Annotated in this window: 20 protein-coding genes and 2 tRNA genes; 2 read left to right on the top strand and 20 right to left on the bottom strand. The window is 70.5% G+C overall.

Features of this window, described 5'->3' with window-relative positions:
- Nucleotides 1-58 precede the first annotated feature (58 nt).
- Nucleotides 59-928, bottom strand: coding sequence for an alpha/beta hydrolase (locus AB0I73_RS30615; protein WP_363042775.1), 870 nt, complete (start codon nt 926-928; stop codon nt 59-61).
- A gap of 346 nt (nt 929-1274) precedes the next feature.
- Nucleotides 1275-2012: a GDSL-type esterase/lipase family protein gene (locus AB0I73_RS30610; protein ID WP_363042773.1), complete on the bottom strand. Its 738-nt coding sequence runs from the start codon at nt 2010-2012 to the stop codon at nt 1275-1277.
- A 164-nt stretch (nt 2013-2176) separates the two neighbouring features.
- On the opposite strand from AB0I73_RS30610, the gene AB0I73_RS30605 reads away from it, so the two are divergent.
- Nucleotides 2177-2263, top strand: a tRNA-OTHER gene (locus tag AB0I73_RS30605).
- Nucleotides 2264-2334: 71 nt separating this feature from the next.
- Here AB0I73_RS30605 and AB0I73_RS30600 read toward each other — a convergent pair.
- From AB0I73_RS30600 to AB0I73_RS30525, 16 genes are all read right to left on the bottom strand, one after another.
- Nucleotides 2335-2724 carry a hypothetical protein gene (locus AB0I73_RS30600; RefSeq protein WP_363042771.1) on the bottom strand — a complete coding sequence of 130 codons (390 nt, stop codon included), beginning with the start codon at nt 2722-2724 and terminating at the stop codon, nt 2335-2337.
- Nucleotides 2725-2901: 177 nt separating this feature from the next.
- Nucleotides 2902-4302, bottom strand: coding sequence for an FAD-binding oxidoreductase (locus AB0I73_RS30595; RefSeq protein ID WP_363042769.1), 1401 nt, complete (start codon nt 4300-4302; stop codon nt 2902-2904).
- Nucleotides 4299-4838: a flavin reductase family protein gene (locus tag AB0I73_RS30590; RefSeq protein WP_363042767.1), complete on the bottom strand. Its 540-nt coding sequence runs from the start codon at nt 4836-4838 to the stop codon at nt 4299-4301. Before AB0I73_RS30590 ends, AB0I73_RS30595 begins: the two co-directional genes overlap by 4 nt.
- Before the next feature lie 207 nt (nt 4839-5045).
- Nucleotides 5046-5561: an SRPBCC family protein gene (locus AB0I73_RS30585; RefSeq protein WP_363042765.1), complete on the bottom strand. Its 516-nt coding sequence runs from the start codon at nt 5559-5561 to the stop codon at nt 5046-5048.
- Nucleotides 5558-8089, bottom strand: coding sequence for an MMPL family transporter (locus AB0I73_RS30580; RefSeq protein ID WP_363042763.1), 2532 nt, complete (start codon nt 8087-8089; stop codon nt 5558-5560). Before AB0I73_RS30580 ends, AB0I73_RS30585 begins: the two co-directional genes overlap by 4 nt.
- Entirely contained in the window at nt 8086-9105 is a 1020-nt protein-coding gene (locus AB0I73_RS30575) for a hypothetical protein (RefSeq protein ID WP_363042761.1), read from the bottom strand. Before AB0I73_RS30575 ends, AB0I73_RS30580 begins: the two co-directional genes overlap by 4 nt.
- A 43-nt stretch (nt 9106-9148) precedes the next feature.
- Entirely contained in the window at nt 9149-10591 is a 1443-nt protein-coding gene (locus AB0I73_RS30570) for a cytochrome P450 (RefSeq protein WP_363042759.1), read from the bottom strand.
- A 17-nt stretch (nt 10592-10608) separates the two neighbouring features.
- Nucleotides 10609-11289, bottom strand: coding sequence for a methyltransferase domain-containing protein (locus AB0I73_RS30565; protein ID WP_363042757.1), 681 nt, complete (start codon nt 11287-11289; stop codon nt 10609-10611).
- Nucleotides 11290-11472: 183 nt separating this feature from the next.
- A tRNA-Arg gene (locus AB0I73_RS30560) sits at nt 11473-11559 on the bottom strand.
- A gap of 149 nt (nt 11560-11708) precedes the next feature.
- On the bottom strand, nt 11709-12965 hold the full coding sequence (locus tag AB0I73_RS30555; protein WP_363042755.1) for a beta-ketoacyl-[acyl-carrier-protein] synthase family protein: 1257 nt from the start codon (nt 12963-12965) through the stop codon (nt 11709-11711).
- Entirely contained in the window at nt 12965-13204 is a 240-nt protein-coding gene (locus AB0I73_RS30550; RefSeq protein ID WP_363042753.1) for a phosphopantetheine-binding protein, read from the bottom strand. Before AB0I73_RS30550 ends, AB0I73_RS30555 begins: the two co-directional genes overlap by 1 nt.
- 65 nt (nt 13205-13269) lie before the next feature.
- Nucleotides 13270-13776 (bottom strand): hypothetical protein, encoded by a 507-nt coding sequence (locus AB0I73_RS30545; protein WP_363042751.1) that lies wholly within the window; start codon nt 13774-13776, stop codon nt 13270-13272.
- Complete coding sequence (locus AB0I73_RS30540) at nt 13776-14291, bottom strand: SRPBCC family protein (protein ID WP_363042749.1); 516 nt, start codon at nt 14289-14291, stop codon at nt 13776-13778. The genes AB0I73_RS30545 and AB0I73_RS30540 overlap by 1 nt, the downstream gene beginning before the upstream one ends.
- On the bottom strand, nt 14284-15609 hold the full coding sequence (locus AB0I73_RS30535) for an aminotransferase class III-fold pyridoxal phosphate-dependent enzyme (RefSeq protein WP_363042747.1): 1326 nt from the start codon (nt 15607-15609) through the stop codon (nt 14284-14286). Before AB0I73_RS30535 ends, AB0I73_RS30540 begins: the two co-directional genes overlap by 8 nt.
- A 12-nt stretch (nt 15610-15621) precedes the next feature.
- Nucleotides 15622-16758: an acyl-CoA dehydrogenase family protein gene (locus tag AB0I73_RS30530; RefSeq protein ID WP_363042745.1), complete on the bottom strand. Its 1137-nt coding sequence runs from the start codon at nt 16756-16758 to the stop codon at nt 15622-15624.
- 126 nt (nt 16759-16884) lie between these two features.
- Nucleotides 16885-18441: an aldehyde dehydrogenase family protein gene (locus AB0I73_RS30525; protein WP_363042743.1), complete on the bottom strand. Its 1557-nt coding sequence runs from the start codon at nt 18439-18441 to the stop codon at nt 16885-16887.
- A 363-nt stretch (nt 18442-18804) separates the two neighbouring features.
- Here AB0I73_RS30525 and AB0I73_RS30520 point away from each other — a divergent pair, with 363 nt between their 5' ends.
- Entirely contained in the window at nt 18805-19812 is a 1008-nt protein-coding gene (locus AB0I73_RS30520; protein ID WP_363042741.1) for a DUF2156 domain-containing protein, read from the top strand.
- A 12-nt stretch (nt 19813-19824) separates the two neighbouring features.
- On the opposite strand, the gene AB0I73_RS30515 is transcribed toward AB0I73_RS30520, so the two are convergent.
- Nucleotides 19825-20571 (bottom strand): AfsR/SARP family transcriptional regulator, encoded by a 747-nt coding sequence (locus AB0I73_RS30515; RefSeq protein ID WP_363042739.1) that lies wholly within the window; start codon nt 20569-20571, stop codon nt 19825-19827.
- Nucleotides 20572-20897: 326 nt separating this feature from the next.
- Nucleotides 20898-21125: a hypothetical protein gene (locus AB0I73_RS30510; protein WP_363042737.1), complete on the bottom strand. Its 228-nt coding sequence runs from the start codon at nt 21123-21125 to the stop codon at nt 20898-20900.
- Between the last annotated feature and the right edge of the window lie 207 nt (nt 21126-21332).

The following is a 21332-nucleotide window of genomic DNA, read 5'->3' as shown; positions in this document are numbered from 1 at the left end:
CGCGGCGGAACCACAGGCGCATGCCCGGGCTGTGGTTTCGGGGCGGGGCGAAGGCGGCTCAGCCGGGGAGGCTGGTCCGTTCTTCGATGCGCTGCAGTGCGTGCTTGAGGTACTGCGCGAACCGCGGGTAGTTCTCGCTCATCGGGAAGTGGCCGATGTCCTTCATCTCGATGAATTCCGCGCCGCGGATCTGCTTGGCGGTGCGCTCGCCGTCCTCGGGGGTGGTGAGGTAGTCGTACTCGCCGGTGAGCATGATCACCGGGCACGCGTCGCCGTCGATGTCGCCGAGGCGGTCACGCAGGTCGTGGTCGACCGAGTAGAAGTACAGGTCGCCCTTGAACGCCTCGGACCCCTGGCTGTAGTAGAACCACGTGGCCCAGCGGTCACGCTCCGGGGACTGTGGCGCCATGAGGTCCCACACGCCGCTGGCACATACCTGGGCCGCGTTGGCGTGCGGGTGCTGCCACCAGTCGAGGTAGAAGCCGGGCGAGTAGTCGGCGCCCTCGACCGGGATGACGGCCTTGAAGCGGTCCGGGTGGCGCAGCGCCAGTTGCAGTGCGACGTTGCCGCCGAAGGAGGAGCCCATGAAGATCGGGTCTTCCAGCCCGAGAGCGTCGCAGAATGCGGTGATGAACGCCAAGTAGTGGTCGGCGGTGAGCTTGTACTCTTCCTTCCACCAGTCCGTATTCCGTGGCGGGTCGGACTTTCCGTGACGGGCGAGGTCGTACGCGATGACGCGGTAATTGCTGGTGATCTCCTCATCTTCCAGGAGATCGCGCCACTGGTGGTTGTGGGCGCCGGCGGTGTGCTGGCAGACGAGCGGCTGGCCCTCGCCGTTCTCCAGGTAGAAAACCTTGTACTCGACGCCTTCGACATCAATGGTGACGTAGTGGCCGGTGACCGGGGAGATACGGGAATTGTTGCTCATGGGGTTCCTATCGGCGGGGTGATCGGTCAGCCCAGCGAGCCGGTGACGCGCAGCAGTTCCAGCTGCCGGGTCAGGCAGCGCAGGTTCTGCATGAGGATCGTCGCAGACCCCCCACCGCAGCGGCTTGGTCGCGGCCTCCGAGGCCGCTTGGCCCAAGGGCCCGGGCCTCGGTGTTCGCGCAGGCGCGGGCGACGACCACGGTGCGGAACGCGCGGGGCAGGACGACCGCCGCAGTGGCCGCGTGCGGGCCGGGGAGGGCGGGCGGCGACGACCAACCGGCCAGGAACGCGGCACTGCCGGTGAGGAGTCGGCGTGTGGTGGGACCGGGCCAGGTGCGGCGGCCCGGTCAGCTCGCGCGGTCGACGGACGACCGGAGCCCCGGGACGGTGCGGATCGCCCGCAGATGCTGCCCGAGCGCACGGACCACCGTAGCGGCCAGGATGGCCTGGCCGCGGCTGTTCGGAACGAGGCCGTCGGTGCTCCACACCTCCTCCCCCGGGGCCGGATGCCGGGCGGCCAGGTCCACGTGCAGCGCCCCGTGCCGCAGGGCGAGGGTCGCGCAGATGTCCGACTGCACCCGCTGACGAGTCCGCAGCACCTTCTCGCCGAGCAGCCGCGCGCCCGGCAACCGGGTCAGGTCGAAGGGCGTCACCAGCATCACGTCGTAGCCGTGTTCGCGTAGCGGCGCGACGATCCGGACCACCTCCGTCCCGAGCGCGTTCTGGTCGAACGCCGGATGCAGCACGTCATGGCCGGCCAGCTGGACCACCGCGAGATCGCCGTCGAACGCGAGCGCCCGCGGCAACTGCCGGGAGCGGACCGCGGCGGCGCTCTGTTCCCGGCCGCCGAGCAGACTGAGGCAGGCGAGCCGGGGATCCACCACGCGGAGGGCGTCCGCGACCCGGTCGTACCAGGGCGTGCGGTCGCAGCCCTGCACCCGTTCCACGCGTCGGGGCGCCCTGCCGTCGCCGAGCACCACAAGTCGGCGCCAGCGCAACCCGCCCAGCAGCCGGGCCGCCTCACCGTCCCTCAGGCAACCGGGGTCGTTCGCCTCACTGCCGACGGATACTGACGGTTCTGGCACGAGCTCTCTCCTGTTCACAGGGCTACGGGTCCGCATCTGCCCGACGCGGCAGCGGCCCTCTTCCTGAATGCGCCGCGATCTCAGGACCGTCTCAGCGAAATATCAGGGCGGACCGGCAGGATCATCGGCACGGCGGGACGGTCCGAGACCCCCTCCCACCGTGAGGAGAGGTACCCGAAGCGGCCCAACGGGGTTCCGAGGCAACTCGGATCGGGTGAAAGCCTTCGTAGGTTCGAATCCTGCCCTCTCCGCACCACGCGCCCCCGGGGCTCCGGTGAGCCGGAATCCCGGGGCGTGCGCGAAAGAGGCGACTCCCCGGCGGTCAGGCCCTTCTGCGCCAGACCAGCACCGCCGCCACCGCAAGCGCCGCGAACGCCCCGATGTCGATGCGTGCGACGCGCATCGTCGAGTCGTTGAGCCCGGGGGTGGAGTACGCGAGCAGCAGGAACGTCCCCATGCTGACCGCGCCAGCGCTGAGCGCGGGCACCCGGAGCGACCTGAGGAAGACTGCGCAGAGCAGGCCGATTCCGACGAGTCCCAGCAACACCGCGCGGTGCCGCAGCAGCACCGTCAGATCAGCGGAGCCGGAGCCGGCGACCGACACCCCGTATGCCGTCGTGATCTGCGACGGTGCGAGCGCGACGAAGCCCGGCAGCAGGTTCACCGCACCGACGACGAAGAAGAGCGCGGTGATGAGTCGGTCGGTCCACATGTCTTGATTCCGTTCGCGGAGGATTCGGTCGAGGGTGTGGTGCGAGGGTTCGTGGCCGGGGTCTGTGGCGGGCGCGCGGCGAAGGATCGTGGCGAGGGCGCGCGGCGGGGAAGGAGGCGGCCGGGGCGCGCCGCGGCGGTCGTCGGGTCACGGCCCGCCGCGGTCGTGTCTCCGGCCTCACGGCGTACGACGGGCTTCCCGGTCCAGGCTGCCCAGGTAGGCCCGCAGAAGCCCCCTGACCGGGCGCGCGGTGAGCGGCGCCCGGGGCGCCCGATCGCGGTGCCAGGGGTAGGCGTGGGGACCGCGGGCCGCCGTGGGGGACTCCGCGATCGATTCCGCCACGTGCGCACCGTGGGCCACCGACATGGCCAGACCGTGACCGCAGCAGCCGCCGATGTACCAGAGATCCGGGCGCCCCCCCACGTTCCCGACCACGGGAAGGTCGTCCAGGGTCATGCCGATCTGCCCCGACCAGCGGTGGCTGACCGGTACCTCGGCGAGGCCGGGGTGCAGCAACCGCAGCCGCTCCTCCAGCCAGTTCCAGGTGGCGGTGCGCAGCGCGGCGGCCCGGTCGGGACTCAGCCCCGGCAGGTGGACGGCCCGGCCGCCGCCCAGCACCAGGCGCCCGTCGTCGGTGAGACGGAAGTACGGCGCCAGGGACATGCTGTCCACGACGGCGGTTGCGGTGGCGCCGCCCAGCGCCTCGCGCGTCTCCGCGTCGAGCGGGTCGGTGGCGACGGCGTGCACCTGGAGGGGCAGGACCGTGCCGACGGGAAGCCCGAGCTGTCCGGCCGCCGCGTTGACGGCCAGGACGGTCTTGCGCGCCCGGAGCGTACCGCTGGGGAAGAGCAGCTCGCCGGGGGCGGCGCCGCTGCCGGGACGCAGACCGCGCAGCGGGCTGTCGTCGTGGAAGCGGACACCCTTCGCGGCGCAGGCGGCCACCAGCGCGCCGCTCAGCGCGGCGGGGTCGAGGGTGGCGGCGGAGCGGTAGAGCAAACCGGCGTGGTACGGCACGTCGACGCGCTCGCGGATGGCGGCGGCCGACAGCACGGGGACGTCCAGGCCCAATGCCCGGTAGGTCTCCGCCTGCCGGGCGAGGGAGGCCAGACCGGCCGCGCTGCGGGTCGCCACGATCTGTTCCCCGGTCCGCAGTCCGCACGGTGTGCCCAACTTGCCGGCGAGCGTGATCACCCGCTCCACGGCGGTGACGGAGGCCAGATACATGCGCCGCGCCGTGGACGGGCCGAAACGGCGGGCGGCCCGGTCGATGGACGGGCCGACCCGGGGCCCGAGGAGTCCGGTGCCCCGGCCGCTGGCGTCGGCCGCGGGATGCCGGGCGTCCACGACCACGACGTCCAGTGAGGGATCGCGTTCCACCAAGTGGTACGCGGTGGACAGGCCGGCCAGACCGGCTCCGACCACCGCGACGTCGGCGGTGAGCTCGCCGGAGATCCGCGCGGCGGGCGCGACGGTGGTGGACCTGCCGGGCGCACTGTCCGCGGAGGGCGCCCAGCAGGGCACCCCGCCGGCCGGGGACGCCTCCCCGCCCCGGAGCTCCTCCCTGGCCGGGGCCCTCATCGCACCGCCCCGTCCGCCAGGGCGTGGAATCCGCGGTCGTGCCAAATCAGCGGCCGCCCGTCGGCCAGGTGCAGGGCGGCGACCCGCCCGACGACCAGGCAGTGGTCGCCGTAGGCGCGCGCCTCCTCCGTCACACAGATCGACCAGGCGAAGGTGTCCGCGAGCACGGGGACGCCGAGCACCTCCTCGTACGATTCCCCGGCGAAGCGCTCGGCGGGGGTGGCGGTGGAGAACAGCCGCGCCCGGCCGCGCTGTTCCTCGTTCAGCAGGTGCACCGCGAAGGCGGAACCCAGCTTGATCGCGGCGAGCGTGCGCGAGGAGTGGGACAGGCAGACGAGCAGCAGCGGCGGGTCGGCCGAGAGGGAGGTGACGGTCGATACGGTCGTCCCCACCGGCCCGTCGTCCGAGGGCGCCGTGACCACGGCGGTGCCGGAGGCGAGACGGGCGTAGAAGTCCAGGCAGAGGCCGGTGCCGGGAACGGGCATCTGGTCCACTTCCGGCCCGCCGGTACGCGCGTCGGCTATGACGTGCGGCATGAGGGGGCTCCTTCCTGTCCGGGTTCCTGTTCTCTGTTCGGATGGACCGGAGAAATTCTCCGCGCTGCGGACCGGTTCCCTGTGCCGCGGACCGGCTCTCCCGTCCTGGGGCCGGTTCTCCGTTTCGCGGTCCGGCGAAGATCCCCCCGAGGGGCATGGCGGGACCCGCCCCCGGGCCCCAGCCCCCAGAACCTCCGCGGACACGCCCTAACGGCCGGACTCCAGAGAATCGCGCAAGGCGACGAGGGTGGAGCGCATGGTCGCCCGGTTGCGCGCCCTGCGCCGTACGACGCCGGTCACCAGCGGGGTGACGGCGGTGAGCAGCATGCCGAACGGGCCGGCCCGGCGGTCCCGCCACTCCTCCCGCACCTCGCACCCCTCGGGCAGCGGCGAGAAGTGGTACGTCCACCCCGCCACCTGGATACCGAGGAAGCTGACGTGGAACGAGAAGAGCCGGCCGGGATCGGCCTCGACCACCCGGCACAGGGTGGGCCACGGCAGCCAGCGCGCGCGGTTGCGGCCGATGAACCGCATCCCCGTCCTGGCCGGGCCACCCCGTCCGATGATCCACGCACCACGGCACTCCGGGCTCCACTCGCCCATCCGCGCCACATCGCTGATCGCCGCGTAAGCGGTCTCCGGTGGTACGCGGATGACGATGCTCTCGGATATCCGTGAGGGGGTGTCAGGTTCCTCCTGCACCGGGGCGGTCCGGTCGGTCACTGGGGGGCCTTCCTTTTCATGCTGTCCGTGGGTTCGGGGTGTACGGATCCGGTTGATCCGGCCGTGGTGCCGTGGCCGGCAGCGCCCCCGACCGGAGTGCGAGCGCCGTGGGGCGTGAGCGGGGGGACCGCCGGGTTCCCGCGGCCCGGCAACCACCAGTTCACCCTGCTCATCAGGCGCATCGACGCAGGGACGATCAGGAGCCGGACGACGGTCGCGTCGAGCGCGATGGCCAGCGCCATGCCGAGGCCCAGTTGCTGGATGGGGAGGATGCCGGTGAACGCGAAGGCCGCGAAGACCGCGACCATGAGGACGGCCGCGCCGGAAATCAGCGGCATCGTGGCGGACATGCCGCGCGCCACGCTGCCGATGTCGTCCCCGGTGGCGACGTAGTCCTCGCGGACCCGGCTGAGCAGGAAGACCTCGTAGTCCGTGCTGAGGCTGAACAACAGGGTGACCAGCAGGACGGGGACGAAGTTGGTGAGGTGTCCGTCCACGTCGAAGCCGAACAGGGCGTTTCCCAGACCGTCCTGGAAGACCAGCACCAGCACACCGTAGGTGGCGCCCACGGAGAGCAGGTTCATCGCGATGGCCTTGAGCGGCAGGAACACGGAGCGGAAGGTGAAGAGCAGCAGCAGGTAGATGACGGCGAGCATGGTCGCGATGACCGGTACGAGACCGTCCTCGATCACCTTGTTCGCGTCGACGCCCTCCGCGGTCTCCCCGCCCACGTCGACCGTCCACCCCCGGTCGCCGGCCGTGAAGCCGGCGGCCTCGGCGCGTACCGAGGAGAGCAGCTTCCGCGCCGCGTCGGAGGAGGCGGTGTCGTCGCCGACGACCTCGACGAGCGTGGTCCTGCCGTCCCGGGAGACGAAGAAGTCGACGGTGGCGCGCGCGTCCCCGGGCAGCCGGTCCCGCCCCGCCAGGGCCGCGAACGGGCGCTCCCGGTCGGTCTGACGGAGCGTCCCGATCGCCGAGTCGGCCCGTACCACCCCGGGCAGGCCGGCGATCGTGTCGTGGAAGCGGAGCAGTCGGGCGACGTCCGTCCCGGAGCGTTGCTGGAGCGGTGTGTCCGACGAGACGACCACCTGGAGCGGTGCGGCGCCGCCCACCCCGAACTCGTCCCTGACCGCGTCGTACCCCTGGCGTACGGCCGCGTCCGCGGGCACGACCCGGGCGTCGGGCGTGAAGGTCTCCAGCCGCAGCGCGGGCAGGGCGAGAGCGGTCAGTGCCGCGACGCCGACCACCAGAAACAGCACGGGACGGCGCATGACCGCGCGGGTCACGGCGACCCAGCTCCCTTCGGCCCGTCCCTCGTCGCTCCGTCCCCGGCCGGCCCGGCCGGGGACGGTCCGACCGGAGTCCAGCTTCCGGCGGCCGATCCGACCCCACTCGATCCCGGGGCCCAGCACGTGCAGCAGTACGGGCAGCAGCAGCACGCTGGTCAGGACGGAGAAGGCGACCACGACCACGACACCGAGCGCCATCGACTGGATGACGCTCAGGTCCACCAGGAACAGCGTGGACATGGCGGCCATGATGGTGAGCCCGGAGGCCACCACGGTCTCGCCCGAGGTGCGCAGCGTACGGGTGAGAGCGCGCTCGACGTCCGCCCGGGAGACCGGTCCCTCCCCGGCGCGCAGCTCGCTCTTGAAGCGCATGATCATGAAGAGCGAGTAGTCGACGCCCACACCGAGACCGAGCATGGTGGCGGCGTTCTGCACGAACACCGACAGTTCGGTCCGCCCGGCGACGACGGCGAGCACCGCCAGCGCGAAGACCACCGAGGTGACACCGACCAGCAGGGCGGCGAGCGCGGCGGCCACGCTGCGGAAGAGCAGCAGCAGGACCAGCAGGATCAGCGGCAGGGTGACCAACTCGGCGGAGATCAGACCGCGCTCGCTGAGATGGTTCACCTCGCCCCAGAGCGCGGCCTGGCTCACCAGGGAGACCTGGAGGCCCTTCGGCTCGAACCGATCGCTCAGTTCCTCCTGGATGCCGGGCAGCAGCCGGCGGGCGGTGCCGTCGTCCAGTTCGGAGCCGACGCGGATCGTCGCGGTCCGGCCGTCCTCGCCGAGGAAGGCGGCGCGCGGCCCCTCGCCGGTGAGCGTGGTGTAGCCGTATCCGCCCGTGGCCCTGAGGCCGTCGTCACGCAGCACGGCCTCGGCCGCTTCCCGTACCCGGGTGTCGAAGGCGGAGTCCCCGGCCCGGTGCCGGGTGTCCTTGACCACCAGGGTCAGTGAGGTCGCGCCGCGCCCGGTGAAGCCCTCGGTGAGCCGCTCGGCGGCGACGGCGGAGCCCGAGCCGGAGACGTACCAGCCGCCGCCGCTGAGCAGGCCCGGCAGTGGAGCCGCCTGCCAGCCGGCCACCCCGAGCAGCAGCAACCACAACACGGCGAGCGGCCACCGGTGACGGCCGGTCAGCCGGGACAGCCACGTCGGTAACCGGGGCTCGCCCCCGCGCGTGGGCCGTCCCGGGCGGACCGGCCCGTCGGGCGGCCCGTCCGGGACGGCGCGACCCTCACTCATGCGCGGATCCCGATTCCGTGTTCGCGGTCGTCGGTCAGGATCTCCATCAGCGCGCGGTTGCTCGTGGTGAGTCGCTGGATCTTGCGCGTCGCCTTGTTGAGGATCTGCAGCTCGCACTTGCCGATCTTGGTGTTCAGGCAGTGCTTGATACCGCCCGGGGGGTTGTAGTAGTTGAGCCCGACGAAGTCCTCGGGGGCCGCGGTGAAGCGGCCCCGGACGGCGGTGGACTCGTCGGAGCTGGCGAAGTTCCAGTAGAAGTACCCGAAGTCGGCCTTGGCCTTGAGCGCTTGGCGGGGCGCGGACAGGGTGTACTCACGGTCGTCGTGACGGAGCACCAGGAACGTGATCTTCGGCGTCTTGACCGGGCCCACCAGCCTCGTCGTGCCGGTGACGATCTCCAGGAAGCTGTCCGGGTGGTCGTCGAACCCGGCCACCTGGCCGAAGGCGTAGTGATCGGTGTGGCGGCTGCCCCAGTTGTGGTTCTGGCTGCCGGTCCAGCCGTCGACGTCGATCGTCTCGCCGTCGACCGTGAGCTTGCCGCTGTAGGTGGCCAGCGGGGTTCCGACCAGGCTCTTGGCCTTGGGGAATCCGCCGGTGTACATGGACGGCGGGAGCAGGAGCAGCGGCGGTTCCGAGCCCTCGTACGTCAGGTCCCAGCCGATGCGGCCGTTGCTGCCGACGGCCTCGCCTTTCAGGCTGCCCGGCTCCAGGACCCGGTCGCCGACCCGGGCGCCGAAGGAGTCGGGGCTGAAGTGGCACTCGGAGATCGGGTACTCCTCCTTGGCCACGACATGACGGCCGGTGGTCCCGTAGAAGTAGATGGCCCACAGCTCACCGATGGCGGCGTCGGGCATCCCGGCCGGGCTGAAGATCGTGTACCGGATCCAGAAGGCCCGGGGCTCCGTCGGGTGGTTGCCCCGCTGGTAGAAGCTCTCGTAGTGGCCGGCTTCCTGGCCCGGACGGTATTGCGTCCAGTTCAGGCGATCCGCGTCCGCTGTGCTGGGGTCGTAGTTCATCGGGTCCGTCTTCCCATCCGATACCGGTACTGGTTCTGCCGTGTTACGTCTGCGTCTTGCGGAGCGTCGACGCGCCCGTACGCGCGTGCGCGGTCATGGACATCCCGTAGCGGGGCCTCAGCGTGATCGACGCCTGGTTGACCACCCGGTGCGAGGGCACGTGCCGGAACTCGTACCGCCGTACCAGGGCGGCGAGCAGCAGGTGTGCCTCCATCAGCGCGAAGTGCTTGCCGATGCAGAGGTGGGGGCCCGCGCCGAAGGGCATGTGCGCGAAGCGGTGCCGTCCCTTCCTGCCCTCGGGGGAGAAGCGGTCCGGATCGAAGCGCTCCGCATCGTCCCAGTGCCGTTCGTGGCGGTGGATGTTGAAGAGGTTGACCAGCACCCGGGAGCCGGCCGGCACGGTGTGTCCGCCGAGCACGGTGTCCTTGCGCACCAGCCGTGGCACGATCGGCGCCGACGGGTAGAGCCGCAGCGCCTCCTCGAAGACCTGGAGGGCGTACGGCATGGCCGCCAGGTCCGCCGCGGTGGGCATCCGGTCGCCGAGGACCTCGTCCACCTCCTCCTGCACCCGGCGCAGGGCGAAACGGTTGCCGGAGAGCAGGTAGAAGGCCCAGGTGAGGGTGATCGCGGTGGTCTCGTGCCCGGCGCCGAAGGTCGTGATGACCTCGTCCCGTACCTCCCGGTCGCTCATGCCCTCGCCGGTGTCGGCGTCCCGTACGTCCAGCAGCATGTCGAGCAGGTCGGGCGCACCCCCGCCACGGGGGACACCGTCGGCAGCTGCCTTGCGGCGCTCCGCGATGATCCCGTACGTCATCCCGTCGATGTCCTTCATCACCGCCTGGAAGCGGCGGTTGCGCGGCGTGGGCCACCGGGTCGGGGGGCTGAAGGGGTTCTGCAGCCGGTCGAAGGCGTAGTTGATGGCGACATCGACGGCCTCGGGGCTGATGCCGTCCCTGGTCTGTTCGACATCGGTGCTGAACATGCACCGGCTGACGATGTCGAGGGTGACCCGCATCATCTCCTCGTGGACGTCCACCACGTCGCCGCTCCGGTACGTGGCGGCCATGTGGTCGAGCTGGTTCGCCGTCGACTCGGACATCGAGTCGAACATGGCTGCGATCGCCTGCTTGGTGTAGATCGGCTGCATCATGCGCCTGTTGCGCATCCAGCTCTCGTGGTCGTCGCTGGTGAGCAGGCCCTCGCCGAGGATCAGCCGGAGCGGGTTGTCCGGACCGAGCTTGCCGTAGGTCGCGCTGTCCGTCAGCACCTCACCGGCGAGTTCGGGGCTGGAGACGCCGTGCACGACGACGGGGCCGAGCCGGTAGCGGACCAGGTCCCCGTGGTCGCGCCAGCCCTGGTGCATGGCGTCCAGGATGTCCCTGCGGAAGTCCAGCACGCTGCCCAGTACGGGCAGGGCACGCGCCTCCGGCGCGGCGGGGGCGGCTTCGGGGCGGACCGGGGTGGCGGTGTCGCGGGTGGTGGTCATGGGAGGCCGCGTCCCCTTCACTTCCGCGCCAGGGCGCAGACCCAGCCGAACGAGCGGGTCGGCTCCGCGACGTAACGGCCGTCCCGGAAGCCGGCCTTGCCCAGCATCTCCACCAGATCGCCCCCCGAGAGGATGCGCAGGCCCTCGCGCTCGGAGCGCTCGGTGAACCGCCGTCCCAGGTAACGCTGCTTCAGCGTGGGCTTCTCGGCGGCCTCCCGGCTCATCTCCAGCGTGATCGACACCTGGCCGCCCGGCTTGAGCACCCGGTACGCCTCGCTGAGCCCGCGCATCGGGTCGGGCCAGAAGTAGAACGTCTCGATCGCGCTCACCTGGTCGAAGGACCCGTCCTCGTACGGCAGGTCGCCCGCGTCGCCCTGCTTGAACTCCACCCGCCCCGCAGCCACGCCCACGACATTGCGCCGTACCGACTGACGGACCATCTCCGTGGAGTAGTCCACTCCGGCGACGAATCCCTGACTCGCCCGCTCCGAGAGGAGCTTGACGGCCATCCCGCCGCCGCAGCCGATGTCCAGGACGCGCTGGGAGCGCCGTACCTCCATGTGCTCGATCGCCCACACGGTGAGCGTACGGTGCTGCCTGGCCATCACGTGGCCGATCAGCCGGCCGGCGTACCCGTTCGGCCGTTTGAAGTTGTCCTCCACCAACTCCAGTGGCGCCCTGAGCAACTTTTCGATCATCCGGACTTCCCTTCACGGTTCGCAACGTCTGGGTGGTGCCACGGAACGGGCCGGCAACTCCGGGGGCGGTCCCGGCGGTTTCCGGGAAAGGGTGTACGGACCGACGCGCGCGGTACGGCGCGTCCGTCGCCCGATCCTGCCCGACTGCCCGGGGCCGGGCCCGGCACGGCATCGGATGGTCGGCGGAGAGGGCAGGATTTGAACCTGCGCGGGCTTTCACCCGATCCGGGTCGCCCCGGAACCCCGTTGGGCCACTTCGGGTACCTCTCCTTGCCTCGGGGCGGAGCGAGCACCGTTCCCGCTGCGTCCCCGATGCTGCCGCAGCGTTCTGAGATCACGCTGAGATCTTCCTGAGACCGTCCGCCGCCGGGGTGCCTGCCCCCGGTCCGCGGCCGGCCGGGGCCGAGGCCGCGGACCGGTCAGGCCGCGGTGAAGAGCAGTACGGCATTCTGGCCGCCGAATCCGAAGGAGTTGCTGACGGCCACCTCGACGCGTACGTCGCGTCCGGCCTTGAACACCACGTCCAGCTCCAGCTCCGGATCCGGGCTCTCCAGGTTGGCGGTCGGCGGGATGCGGCCCTCTTCGAGGGTGAGCGCCGTCGCCACCGCCTCGATGGCGCCGGCCGCGGCCAGGGAATGGCCCACCACGCCCTTGACGGAGGTGACGGCGGGCCGCTCCCCGAGCACCCGGCGGATCGTCCGGGCCTCGGCGGCGTCGTTCAGCAACGTCGCGGTGCCGTGCGCGTTGACGTGGTCCACCTCGTCGGCGCCGACCCCGGCGTCGCGCAGTGCGGCGCGCAGGGCGAGTTCGGCGCCCCGGCCGTTCGGATCGGGGGCGGTCGCGTGGTGCGCGTCGGCGGAGGCGCCGTACCCGCTGACCATGGCCCGGATGTCGGCGCCGCGCGCCCTGGCGTCCTCGGCCCGTTCCAGGACGAGTACGGCCGCGCCCTCGGCCGGTACGAAGCCGTTCCGGTCGGCGTCGAAGGGCCGGGAGGTGGTGGACAGGTCGTCGCGGCGCCCGGCCAAGGCCCGCATCTGGCTGAACCCCGTGATCAGCGAGGGAACCAGCGGTGCCTCGGTGCCCCCGGTGATCACCACGTCGCAGACCCCGCTGCGCAGCAACTCGCGCGCCATGCCCACCGCGGTGGTGCCCGAGGCACAGGCCGTCGCCGTCACCAGACTGGGCCCCAGGGCGCCGAACATCATGGAGATGTATCCGGCGCCCATGTTGGGCGACAGCATGGGGATGAGCAGCGGGGAGACCTTGCGCGGGCCCCGCTCCAGCAGCACGTGGTGCTGTTTCTCCCAGGTGGCGGCACCGCCGATGCCGTTGCCGAGGACCACCCCGACCCGGGTGGCGTCCCAGGAGTCCCGGTCGAGGCCGGAGCTGGTGACGGCCTCGTGCGCGGCGACCAGCGCGAGCTGGCTGCTGCGGTCCAGGCGCCACATCTGCTTGCGGTCGATGAGCCCGCCGGGGTCGAAGTCGGTCACGGCGCAGGCGAAGTCGGCGGGTATGCCGGCGAGCGCGGGCACCTCGGTGGCCGCCGTACCGGCTCCGGCGCGCATCCGCTCCCAGCTCTTCTCGACCCCGACCCCGGCGGCCGTGGCCATGCCGACCCCGGTGATCGCGGCGTCGAACCGGGCCCGGGCCGGGGCGGTCGTCGGTGGGCGGCTCATCAGACGGTGGCCGTCTTCTGCGAGATGACCTCGGCCGCCTGTCCGACGGTCGACTCCGGGCCCATCTCGCTGTCCTCGATCGAGACCTCGAACTCCTCCTGGGCGGCCACGGAGAGTTCCACGAGGGCGAGCGAGTCGAGTTCGAGGGCGCTGAGGGTGCTGGTCGGCGAGATGCTGTCGGTGTCCAGGCCGAAGGTGCTGGTGAGCAGCTCGACCAGGCGCGTGTAGACGTCTTCCATGGGATTCCTTCCAGAGGCGTTCGCCGGTGTGCCGGCGGGCGGTGTGCCGGTGCGGTGCGAGGGGGTCAGCTTCCCTGGGGCTGCCGGAGGGCGGTCGCCGTCCCGCCGGCCGGTTCGGGGCTCGTGGCGGGCGGGGCGTCGAACCGGTCGGCGAAGCGGGCGTACTCGGGATGGACCACCGGTTCGAAGTCCAGCGCGAAGGGCTTGAGGAAGTTGCCGAACAGCGCCCGGTCGCCGAAGAGGTGGATGGGGACGACCAGCAGTGCCCACTCGGGACCCCACAGCCAGATCCACGTGAGCACCACGAGCGTCTGGGTGGCCAGGCTGTGCATCACGTTGTACGCGACGTAGTAGCCGCGGTGGATCCGCTTCGTCCTGCTTCGGTGGTAGGCGATGGCCCCCGGGATGTAGCCGATGAGGTCGATGTACACGAACAACCCGATCGCCGGGAGCCACCTCACCTCGTCGATGTGGGCGAAGAAGAACACCGCGGCGATCACCAGACCGAGCCCGTACTCCAGCCGGATCAGCCGGTAGGTGATCCGCGTCTCGAAGAGGTTCTTCCCGTCCATCAGCGCGTTCCGGACGCGGCCGTGACGGGCCCGGCCGTGACCTCGGCGACGGCGCGGGCGACCGCCTCGTCGCCGACCACGGCGGCATTGCCCGCGAAGAGGCTGATGACCACCCGGGCGATGGTCTCCTTGAAGACCCGTTCCGCGACCGGGTCGAGGATGCCCGCGAGGCTGGGGATGCCGAAGTCGAACTCGGCGCTGAAGTCGACCAGGCAGTCCGCGCCGTCCGCGGTGAGCCGCCACACGCCGGCGAACTCGGCGAAGTCACCGTCGGTCTGCTCGAAGGTGATGGTCAGGGTTTCGCGGTCGAACCGGTCGGTCTCGCTCCAACTCAGAATGCCGTTGCGGAAGTAGACGTCCCAGTCGCTGACCTCCTCGCCGTCGGACACCCGGCGGGAGGCCACGGAGCGGATGACGTCGGTCAGTTCGGGGTACCGGCTGAAGGCGCCGACCCGCTCGAACGCCGCCGCGGCGTCGATGTCGTGGACGCGGATGATCACTCGTACGCTACGCATGGATGGTGTCGCCTTCCGCAGTGGGTGCGTACCGGGCGCTCTGCGCGCGGCACGCGCGGTCGACCGCCTCGTAGAAGAAGTCCAGGTCGCCCCTGGTCAGCACCGCGGGAGGGGTGAAGCGCAGGACCAGGTGCGAGTTGAGCGAGTGGTTGGCGATGACGCCGTTCATGATCAGCTCGATGAGCAGGTCGCCCGCCGGCCCGGGGTCGGTGAACTCGATCCCCAGCAGCAGCCCCCGGCCCCGGACCTCGCGCACGGCGGCGCCGTAGTGCGAGCGGACGATACGGTCCAGCTCCGGCAGGATCTCGGCGCCCAGGTCGTGGGAGCGGGCCACGAGGTCGTCCTCGTGCATCGCCGCGAGCGACCCGCGTACGGCGGCCATCGCCAGCGGCGCGCCCGAGAACGTGGAGGTGTGCAGATAAGGGTCCCGGTCGAAGGCGCCGAACGCCTCGCGGGTGGCGACGACGGCCGACACCGGGACGACGCCCCCGCTCAGCCCCTTGCCGACCAGCAGCACGTCGGGGGAGACGCCCTCGCGGTCCGCGCCCCACCAGGTGCCGAGTCGGCCGAGACCGGTCTGGATCTCGTCCAGGACGAGGAGGGCCCCGTACCGGTCGCACAGGTCCCGTACCGCGCGCAGATAGCCCGCCGGGGGGATCACCACGCCGGCCTCGCCCTGCACCGGCTCGATGAAGACGCACGCTTCGCCGGGGGCCGCCGTCAGGAGCGGTTCGAGGGCTGCGGCGTCACCGTACGGGACGTGGGAGGTCTCGGGGAGCAGCGGCCGGAACGGCTCCTGGAAGACGTCCTTGCCGGTGAGGCTGAGCGCGCCCATGGTCTTGCCGTGGTAGCCGTTCTCCGTGGCGATCAGCCGGTGGCGGCCCCGGGTGCGGGCCAGCTTGACGGCCGTCTCGACCGCCTCGGCGCCCGAGCCGGCGAAGTGGACTCGCTCGAGCCCGGTCGGCGCGACCGACACCAGGGCGTCGGCGGCCAGCGCGACCTGCGGTTCGAGGAAGAGCCGGGTGGCCACGGGGTGCGTGGCCAGCTGCTCGGCGACGTGCCGGACGACCGTGGGGTGGCGGGCGCCGGTCAGGAAGACGCCGTAGCCCCCGCAGTTCAGGAAGTTCCTGCCGTCCGAGGTGGTGACCCAGGCGCCCTGCGAGGCCACCTCGATGTGCCCGCCGAACAGCTCGCCGAGAGTGGCGCGGCCCTTGCTCAGCCGGGACCGGTACAGCTTGCCCAGCTCCTCCCGCCCGAGGGCGGACGTGGTGGCGGAGGCCGGGGGCACGGCCGACGGAAGGAAGGGTGTCGTTGTCATGACGCTCCCTCGTCAGGTCAGACGCAGCGGGTCGCCCACGACGTGGTCGAGGAACGGCCGGGTAAAGCTCGCCCGCGACGGCGGGTGGAAGGAGAGACCGTGGGCGGCGCCGGCCAGGTAGGCCACGTCGGAGTCGGACATGAAGGCCGTACCGCCGAGCAGTTCGACGGCCTGGCACAGCGAGTCGCCCAGCGCGTCCTGGACGGCGTAGCGGGCGACGAGCGTGTCGGCCAGGTCCTTGTTGCCGGTGTCACCGTCCCTGATCATGCGCGCGGTGCCCGCCAGCAGCAGGGCGGCCGTCTCCAGCCGGATGAGCACCCGGGCACGGTCGGAGTCGCTGCCCCGGCCGCCGTCGACGACCCGTTCGACCAGTCCGCTGACGATGCCGAGGTAGCAGGCAGAGATGAGCAGTTCGAACCAGATCAGCCCGACGGTCTGGAGACTGTCCAGGTTCCCGGCGTCGCCCGGCTCGGTGCGCATGACGAGCTGCTCGTCGACGAAGACGTCCGTGAGCCTCACCTCGTCGCTCTCGGCGCCCGCGAGGGTGCGGCTTCCCCAGAACGGGTGGACGGTGATCCCCTCGGTGTTCCGGGGGATCAGGAGCACCGCCGTCCTCGGCTCACCGCCGTCGGTGGGCAGCGCCACGCTCGCGGTGAGCAGGTCCATCGAGTGCGACAGGCTGCACGGCTTCTTGGCGCCGTTGATCACATAGCCGCCGTCGGCCTTCGTCGCCGTCATCATCGGCGAGAGGATGCCCCGGCCCGGTCGGCCCTCGGCGAAGCCGGAGGCGACCAGCAGGCGCTGCTCGGCGATCCCCTCGAGCAGCGCCCACTCCATGCCGCTGCTCTGGATGGACTCGGCGAGGGTGAACAGGGTCGCGACCGAGAAGTGGTGCATCGTCGTGGCGATCGCCAGGGACGGTGCCTTGGAGGCCAGTGCCTGTACGACGGAGAGGGCCTGGGCCGGGTCGGCACCGGCCCCGCCGTAGGTCTTGGGGATCACGAGGCCGGGGCCGCCGGTCTCGCGGAAGTGGTCGAGGGCCGGGTTCCTCGGTGCTTCCAGCTCTTCCAGCGGCATGCCGGAGAGCAGGTCGAGCAGACCGGGCAGGAATGATTCACATGTCGCGCGTGCGGCTTCCAACGAGCGCATGGAGCCTCCTCAGTTCCGTGCGTGGTGGTTTCTGGGGCGCGCGGACGTGCGCGCGAGGGGCCTTTCCCGTACAGGGGGCCGGTGGTACCGGGCGTGCCGTACGGGGCGGCCCGGTACGGGGTGTCGTCAGCGTCCGGCGGCGGCCTTCAGGGCCTTCCAGGCGCCGAACACCGCTTCGGAGGGCCGGACGCCGGTGGCGACGCTCACACCCTGGACGTGGGAGGTGCGCAGGATCGGGTAGTTGGCCTCGCCGAACACACCCCCGGTGAGTCCGGTCCCTCCGTGGGTCGGCAGGTAGGGCAGGAACCCGATGTGGGAGTCGTTCACCTTGAGCAGTCCGCCCTGGGTGATCCGGGTGACGATCCGGTCGACCACCTCGGGGTCGCGGGCCCACGCGGAGTTCCGCAGTCCGTAGGCGTTGCCGTTGACGAAGTCGATGAACCGGTCCAGCAGGACCTCGTCGGGGGCGGGCTCGGCCACGATCACCGGAAGCAGCGGGAAGAAGGTCTCCTCGCGGACGGCCTGGACCTCATGGGCCTTCGCCAGGCCCTGGACCCGCACGACGGTGGGCTCGAGGAAGATGCCGGCCGTGTCGCGGGTCCCGTCCTCCTGGATCGCGTGTCCGCCGCACACCAGCTCCGCGCCGTGGTCGACGGCGTCGCGCAGGCACGAGAAGAACTTCTCGTTGCGCAGCACCGGGGTGAGCAGGACGCCCTCCTGCGAAGACGGGCCGGGCCTGATCCGCGAGGCTTTCTCCGCCAGCAGGGCGACCAGGTCGTCGGCGATGTCCGGGTGGGCCACGACCTGGTTGGGGATCATGCAGAGCTGGCCGGAGCCGTAGAAGCTCTCCGTGATGGCCTCGGCGGCCAGGTCCAGGTCGGCGTCCTTCCACACCAGCACGATGTCGTTGCCGGCCAGTTCGAGGATCGGCTTCTTGCCCGCCGCGATGCATCGCTCCTGGAAGCGCATCCCGTTCTCGCTGCTGCCGAAGTACATGATGTCGTCGACGAGCGGGCTCTCCAGCCAGGCGTCCAGCATCGGCGCCGGGTCGCCGCACACCACGCCGAGGGTGCCGGGGGGAGCGTCCAGCTCCGCCAGGACCGGGGCCACGACCTCCTGGAGCACGTACATCGCTCCCAGCGGGGCGCTGCGGGGCGCCCGTACGACGAGGGCGTTGCCCGCCATGATCGAGGTCACGCCGAGCAGCGCGCTGGAGAGCGGCGCGTTCTGCGGGGGGTTGAGGCAGACCACACCGTCGGGACGACGGCGAACGGAGATCTGCCGCTCCCCTTGCCGGAACTCCTGGAGCATCTGGCTCCGGTAGAAGCCCAGCGACTCGGGTCCGAAGACCTCCAGGGCCCCGGACACCTGCCAGCGGGCCAGTGCCAGCGGGTGCCCCTCCCGTACGAGAACCTCGGTGATCCGGTCGGCCTGCTCGACGAGCCGGCGGTACACCAGGGTGCCGAACTGCTCGATCCGGGTCTCCGGGGGGAACGCGGCCCAGACCGGAGCGGCCGCTGCCGCCGCTTCCAGGGCCAGGTCAGTGGTCCGGCGGTCGGCCCGCGCGACCCGGGCGACGATGGTGGCCGGCAGGTTGTCGGCGGGAATGCGTCCACTCTCCAGCTTCCGCTTCAGGGCGAGCGTGGAAAACGCGTCGTCGAGCAGGGCGTCCGAGTCGACCACGTACACCCAGGACCCGCTCGGGACGCTCTTTCCCTCGATGAGGGAAAGGTAGGTGGGGACTTCCGAACGAGACGCTCCGGAATCTTCTTCTCCTGACACTGAAGGCGTTGTGATATCGCTGCTCACGAAGCCCCTCCGCTATCCATTTCCCATCCGCTGACGGGAAAGTTCGCATTTCCAAGTGCTGCTACGACCATCACACGCCTCCCTGACAATCCCCGGAGACGGCACTGAGACGGCGCTGAGACGGGCGTTTCAGAGAAATGGAAGAGGGATGGCGGAGAGTGCTGGGGAGCACGCCACCGGGCACTCTGCCCCGTAACTCGGCACATCGGACGACGGGCATCAGGCAACGGGAGTGAGATGACGACGCACAGCGGAGAGGTATCCGACGAAGAAGTGCTCGAAGTCCTGGAAAGGCTCCGCAAGAACGGCGACAATCCCAGCGGCTTCCTCGCGCTCAACTCCGGTAACGCGTACTTCACCGATCCGGCGACGGACGGGGTCATCGCCTATCGCGAGGCGGGCTCGTACCTGCTCCAGTTCGGCGGTGTCCACGCCCCGCCGGACCAGCAGGAGACGCTGTTGCGGTCCTTCCTCCGCGAGGCGCGCCGGCGGCGCCGTAAGGTGGCCGTCGTACAGGTCCTCACCTCGGACGTCGACCTCTATGTCCGGTGCGGTTTCACCGTCAACCAGATCGGCTCGTCGTATTCGGTGCACCTGCCGGACTTCACCCTGCGCGGCACCCGCTTCATGAAGCTCCGCAACAAGATCTCACGGGCGCGGCGCAGCGGTCTGGAGGTGACGGAGGTCCCGTACGAGGAGTGCGCGGCGGAGGTCGCCGCCATCGACGGCGCCTGGCTGCGGAGCAAGGGGCGGCATGTCAAGGAGATCGAGTTCTTGGTCGGCGAACTGGGCGGGCCGGTGCAGCACGCGCGCCGGCTGATGCTGGGCCGGCTGGGAGGCAAGGCCATCGCCTACATCTCGTACTCGCCCGCGTACGGTTCGCGCTCCGGGTGGTTGCACGACCTCAGCCGCCGGCTCCCGGAGGCGCCCCCCGGCGTGATGGAGGCCATCAACCTCACCGCGCTGGAGACGTTCCGCAAGGAAGAGGCGGAGTGGCTGCACTTCGGCTTCACCCCGTTCACCGGGCTGTCCGCCGAGCACGATCCGGCCGGGGCCAGCGCGCTCACCCGCAAGGTCATCGGGCTGCTGGCCGACCACGGGGACAAGATCTATCCCGCGGCCAGCCAGCTCGCCTACAAGGAGAAGTGGGGCCCGCAGCTCGTGCATCCCGAGTACATGGCCTTCCATGGTCGGGCGAGGCTGGGGGCCATCTGGCAGATCCTGCGGGTCACGAAATCGGTGTGACCCTTCCGCCTCTCAGCACTGTTTCGTCAGGTGGGGAGCCTGACGCAGGATGTCCTGGAACGTGTCGCGCAGCCCGTTCCCGGGCTGCAGTCCCAGGTGCTGCGACAGGTATTCGCGGGTGCGGTGATAGGTGTTGAGCGCGTCGGCCTGGCGGCCCGCAAGGTAGAGCGCGGTGATGAGTTGTTCGCAGAAGCGCTCGTGCAGCGGGTACCTGGCGTGCAACTGGTCCAGCCCGGGGATGACGGCCCGGGGGTGCTCCAGTCGGAGACGCAGGTCGAAAAGCCTTTCGTACGCCCCCAACCTGACCTCTTCCAGCTGGGTATAGGCCACCTGGCAGATCATTCCGTTCCCGGCGTCGATCAATGCCGGGCCGCGCCACAGGGAAACCGCCTCGTTCAGCAGATCGACGGCTTCCTGGGGACTGCCGGCGCTGATCGCGTCGGCGCGGGAAACCAGCTGGAGCAGCCGGGAGGCGTCGATGTTCTCCTCGGGCAGATCCAGGATGTATCCGGTCGGTGAAGTCTGGATGACATTCCGCAGTGTGACCTTTCCCCCGTGCGCGACCAATACCCGCCGTAGCCGGGCAACATGGCCGTGCAGTGAATTTTTGGCGCCGCTCGGAGGCTCTTCGCCCCACAATTCGTCGATGAGCTCATCCCGTGAAACGGAGCGCCCCACCGACAGGGAGAGAGCCGCCAGGATCGAGCGTAACTTCTCCCCGGGTACCCTGATCCGAACCCCGTCGTCGATGACTTCCATCGGTCCGAGAAGGTTAATCTTCAATTTTCCCCCGTTGCCTTCCTGATACGACCGCAGAGTGGGCACACGGAACGCCTCCCCGCCGGGGTCGGCACCTCGGTCAGGGTGCCGTCTCGCCCGCTGGGATAGGACACGCCGGAAAACCACTGGCGGCCCGGATTCACGGTCGGTTCGCCATGTTACCCAACGGGCGTCTTTCCAGTCCTGGGCAAGGCGCCGGAAAGAGAAAAACTCGATCCTCTGGCTGCGCATTTGGCTCATTCTCGACCCTCGCCGGTGTGGGCTATCCAGGGCTTCGGCGTAGTCGTGTGATGCCTGGTTTGTGATCATCCGAGGCCGAGCAGTGCGAGGGGACAACGGGGATCGCGGGCGTTGTGCCGGAGACTGGCCGCGATGTTCTTCGCTCCGGCTGTCCGGAGGGCTCCGATGGCAAGGTTGCGCCAGGTGGCCATCGCGCGGGGCACGTTGCCGGTCCGTACTTGCGAGGCGTCCTCGGCGAAGGTGGTGTCGCGGACATGGTGTAGGGCCTCGATCTTCCAGTGAGCCTGATCCAACTTCGAATCCGCAGGTCATCGGGGCTGGTGTGAGTCAGCGATCTCGTACTCGTACTGGTCGCGGGCGGTAGCCTGCGCCCAAGATCGTCTGTCAGCGTGCGACTTCGGTGTTCAATGCCGGAAAGTTATGATTCATTCTGGTTTGTCAAGCAGCTCTGCAGTCGGTGTGTTCGTGGCGGCGAGCGGCCTCGCGGGGGCGGTCGGCAC

It is taken from the genome of Streptomyces sp. NPDC050388, assembly GCF_040655635.1.
Lineage (GTDB): Bacteria > Actinomycetota > Actinomycetes > Streptomycetales > Streptomycetaceae > Streptomyces.
This window is presented reverse-complemented; position numbering and strand designations above follow the sequence as displayed.

What these genes read in the sequence shown, in the direction of transcription:
- AB0I73_RS30575 (WP_363042761.1), bottom strand. Translation starts at nt 9,105, where the DNA reads ATGAACTACGACCCCAGCACAGCGGACGCGGATCGCCTGAACTGGACG.
- AB0I73_RS30545 (WP_363042751.1), bottom strand. Translation starts at nt 13,776, where the DNA reads ATGGACGGGAAGAACCTCTTCGAGACGCGGATCACCTACCGGCTGATC.
- AB0I73_RS30555 (WP_363042755.1), bottom strand. Translation starts at nt 12,965, where the DNA reads ATGAGCCGCCCACCGACGACCGCCCCGGCCCGGGCCCGGTTCGACGCC.
- AB0I73_RS30520 (WP_363042741.1), top strand. Translation starts at nt 18,805, where the DNA reads ATGACGACGCACAGCGGAGAGGTATCCGACGAAGAAGTGCTCGAAGTC.
- AB0I73_RS30535 (WP_363042747.1), bottom strand. Translation starts at nt 15,609, where the DNA reads ATGACAACGACACCCTTCCTTCCGTCGGCCGTGCCCCCGGCCTCCGCC.
- AB0I73_RS30565 (WP_363042757.1), bottom strand. Translation starts at nt 11,289, where the DNA reads ATGATCGAAAAGTTGCTCAGGGCGCCACTGGAGTTGGTGGAGGACAAC.
- AB0I73_RS30530 (WP_363042745.1), bottom strand. Translation starts at nt 16,758, where the DNA reads ATGCGCTCGTTGGAAGCCGCACGCGCGACATGTGAATCATTCCTGCCC.
- AB0I73_RS30590 (WP_363042767.1), bottom strand. Translation starts at nt 4,838, where the DNA reads ATGCCGCACGTCATAGCCGACGCGCGTACCGGCGGGCCGGAAGTGGAC.
- AB0I73_RS30615 (WP_363042775.1), bottom strand. Translation starts at nt 928, where the DNA reads ATGAGCAACAATTCCCGTATCTCCCCGGTCACCGGCCACTACGTCACC.
- AB0I73_RS30595 (WP_363042769.1), bottom strand. Translation starts at nt 4,302, where the DNA reads ATGAGGGCCCCGGCCAGGGAGGAGCTCCGGGGCGGGGAGGCGTCCCCG.
- AB0I73_RS30600 (WP_363042771.1), bottom strand. Translation starts at nt 2,724, where the DNA reads ATGTGGACCGACCGACTCATCACCGCGCTCTTCTTCGTCGTCGGTGCG.
- AB0I73_RS30580 (WP_363042763.1), bottom strand. Translation starts at nt 8,089, where the DNA reads ATGAGTGAGGGTCGCGCCGTCCCGGACGGGCCGCCCGACGGGCCGGTC.
- AB0I73_RS30550 (WP_363042753.1), bottom strand. Translation starts at nt 13,204, where the DNA reads ATGGAAGACGTCTACACGCGCCTGGTCGAGCTGCTCACCAGCACCTTC.
- AB0I73_RS30515 (WP_363042739.1), bottom strand. Translation starts at nt 20,571, where the DNA reads ATGGAAGTCATCGACGACGGGGTTCGGATCAGGGTACCCGGGGAGAAG.
- AB0I73_RS30540 (WP_363042749.1), bottom strand. Translation starts at nt 14,291, where the DNA reads ATGCGTAGCGTACGAGTGATCATCCGCGTCCACGACATCGACGCCGCG.
- AB0I73_RS30570 (WP_363042759.1), bottom strand. Translation starts at nt 10,591, where the DNA reads ATGACCACCACCCGCGACACCGCCACCCCGGTCCGCCCCGAAGCCGCC.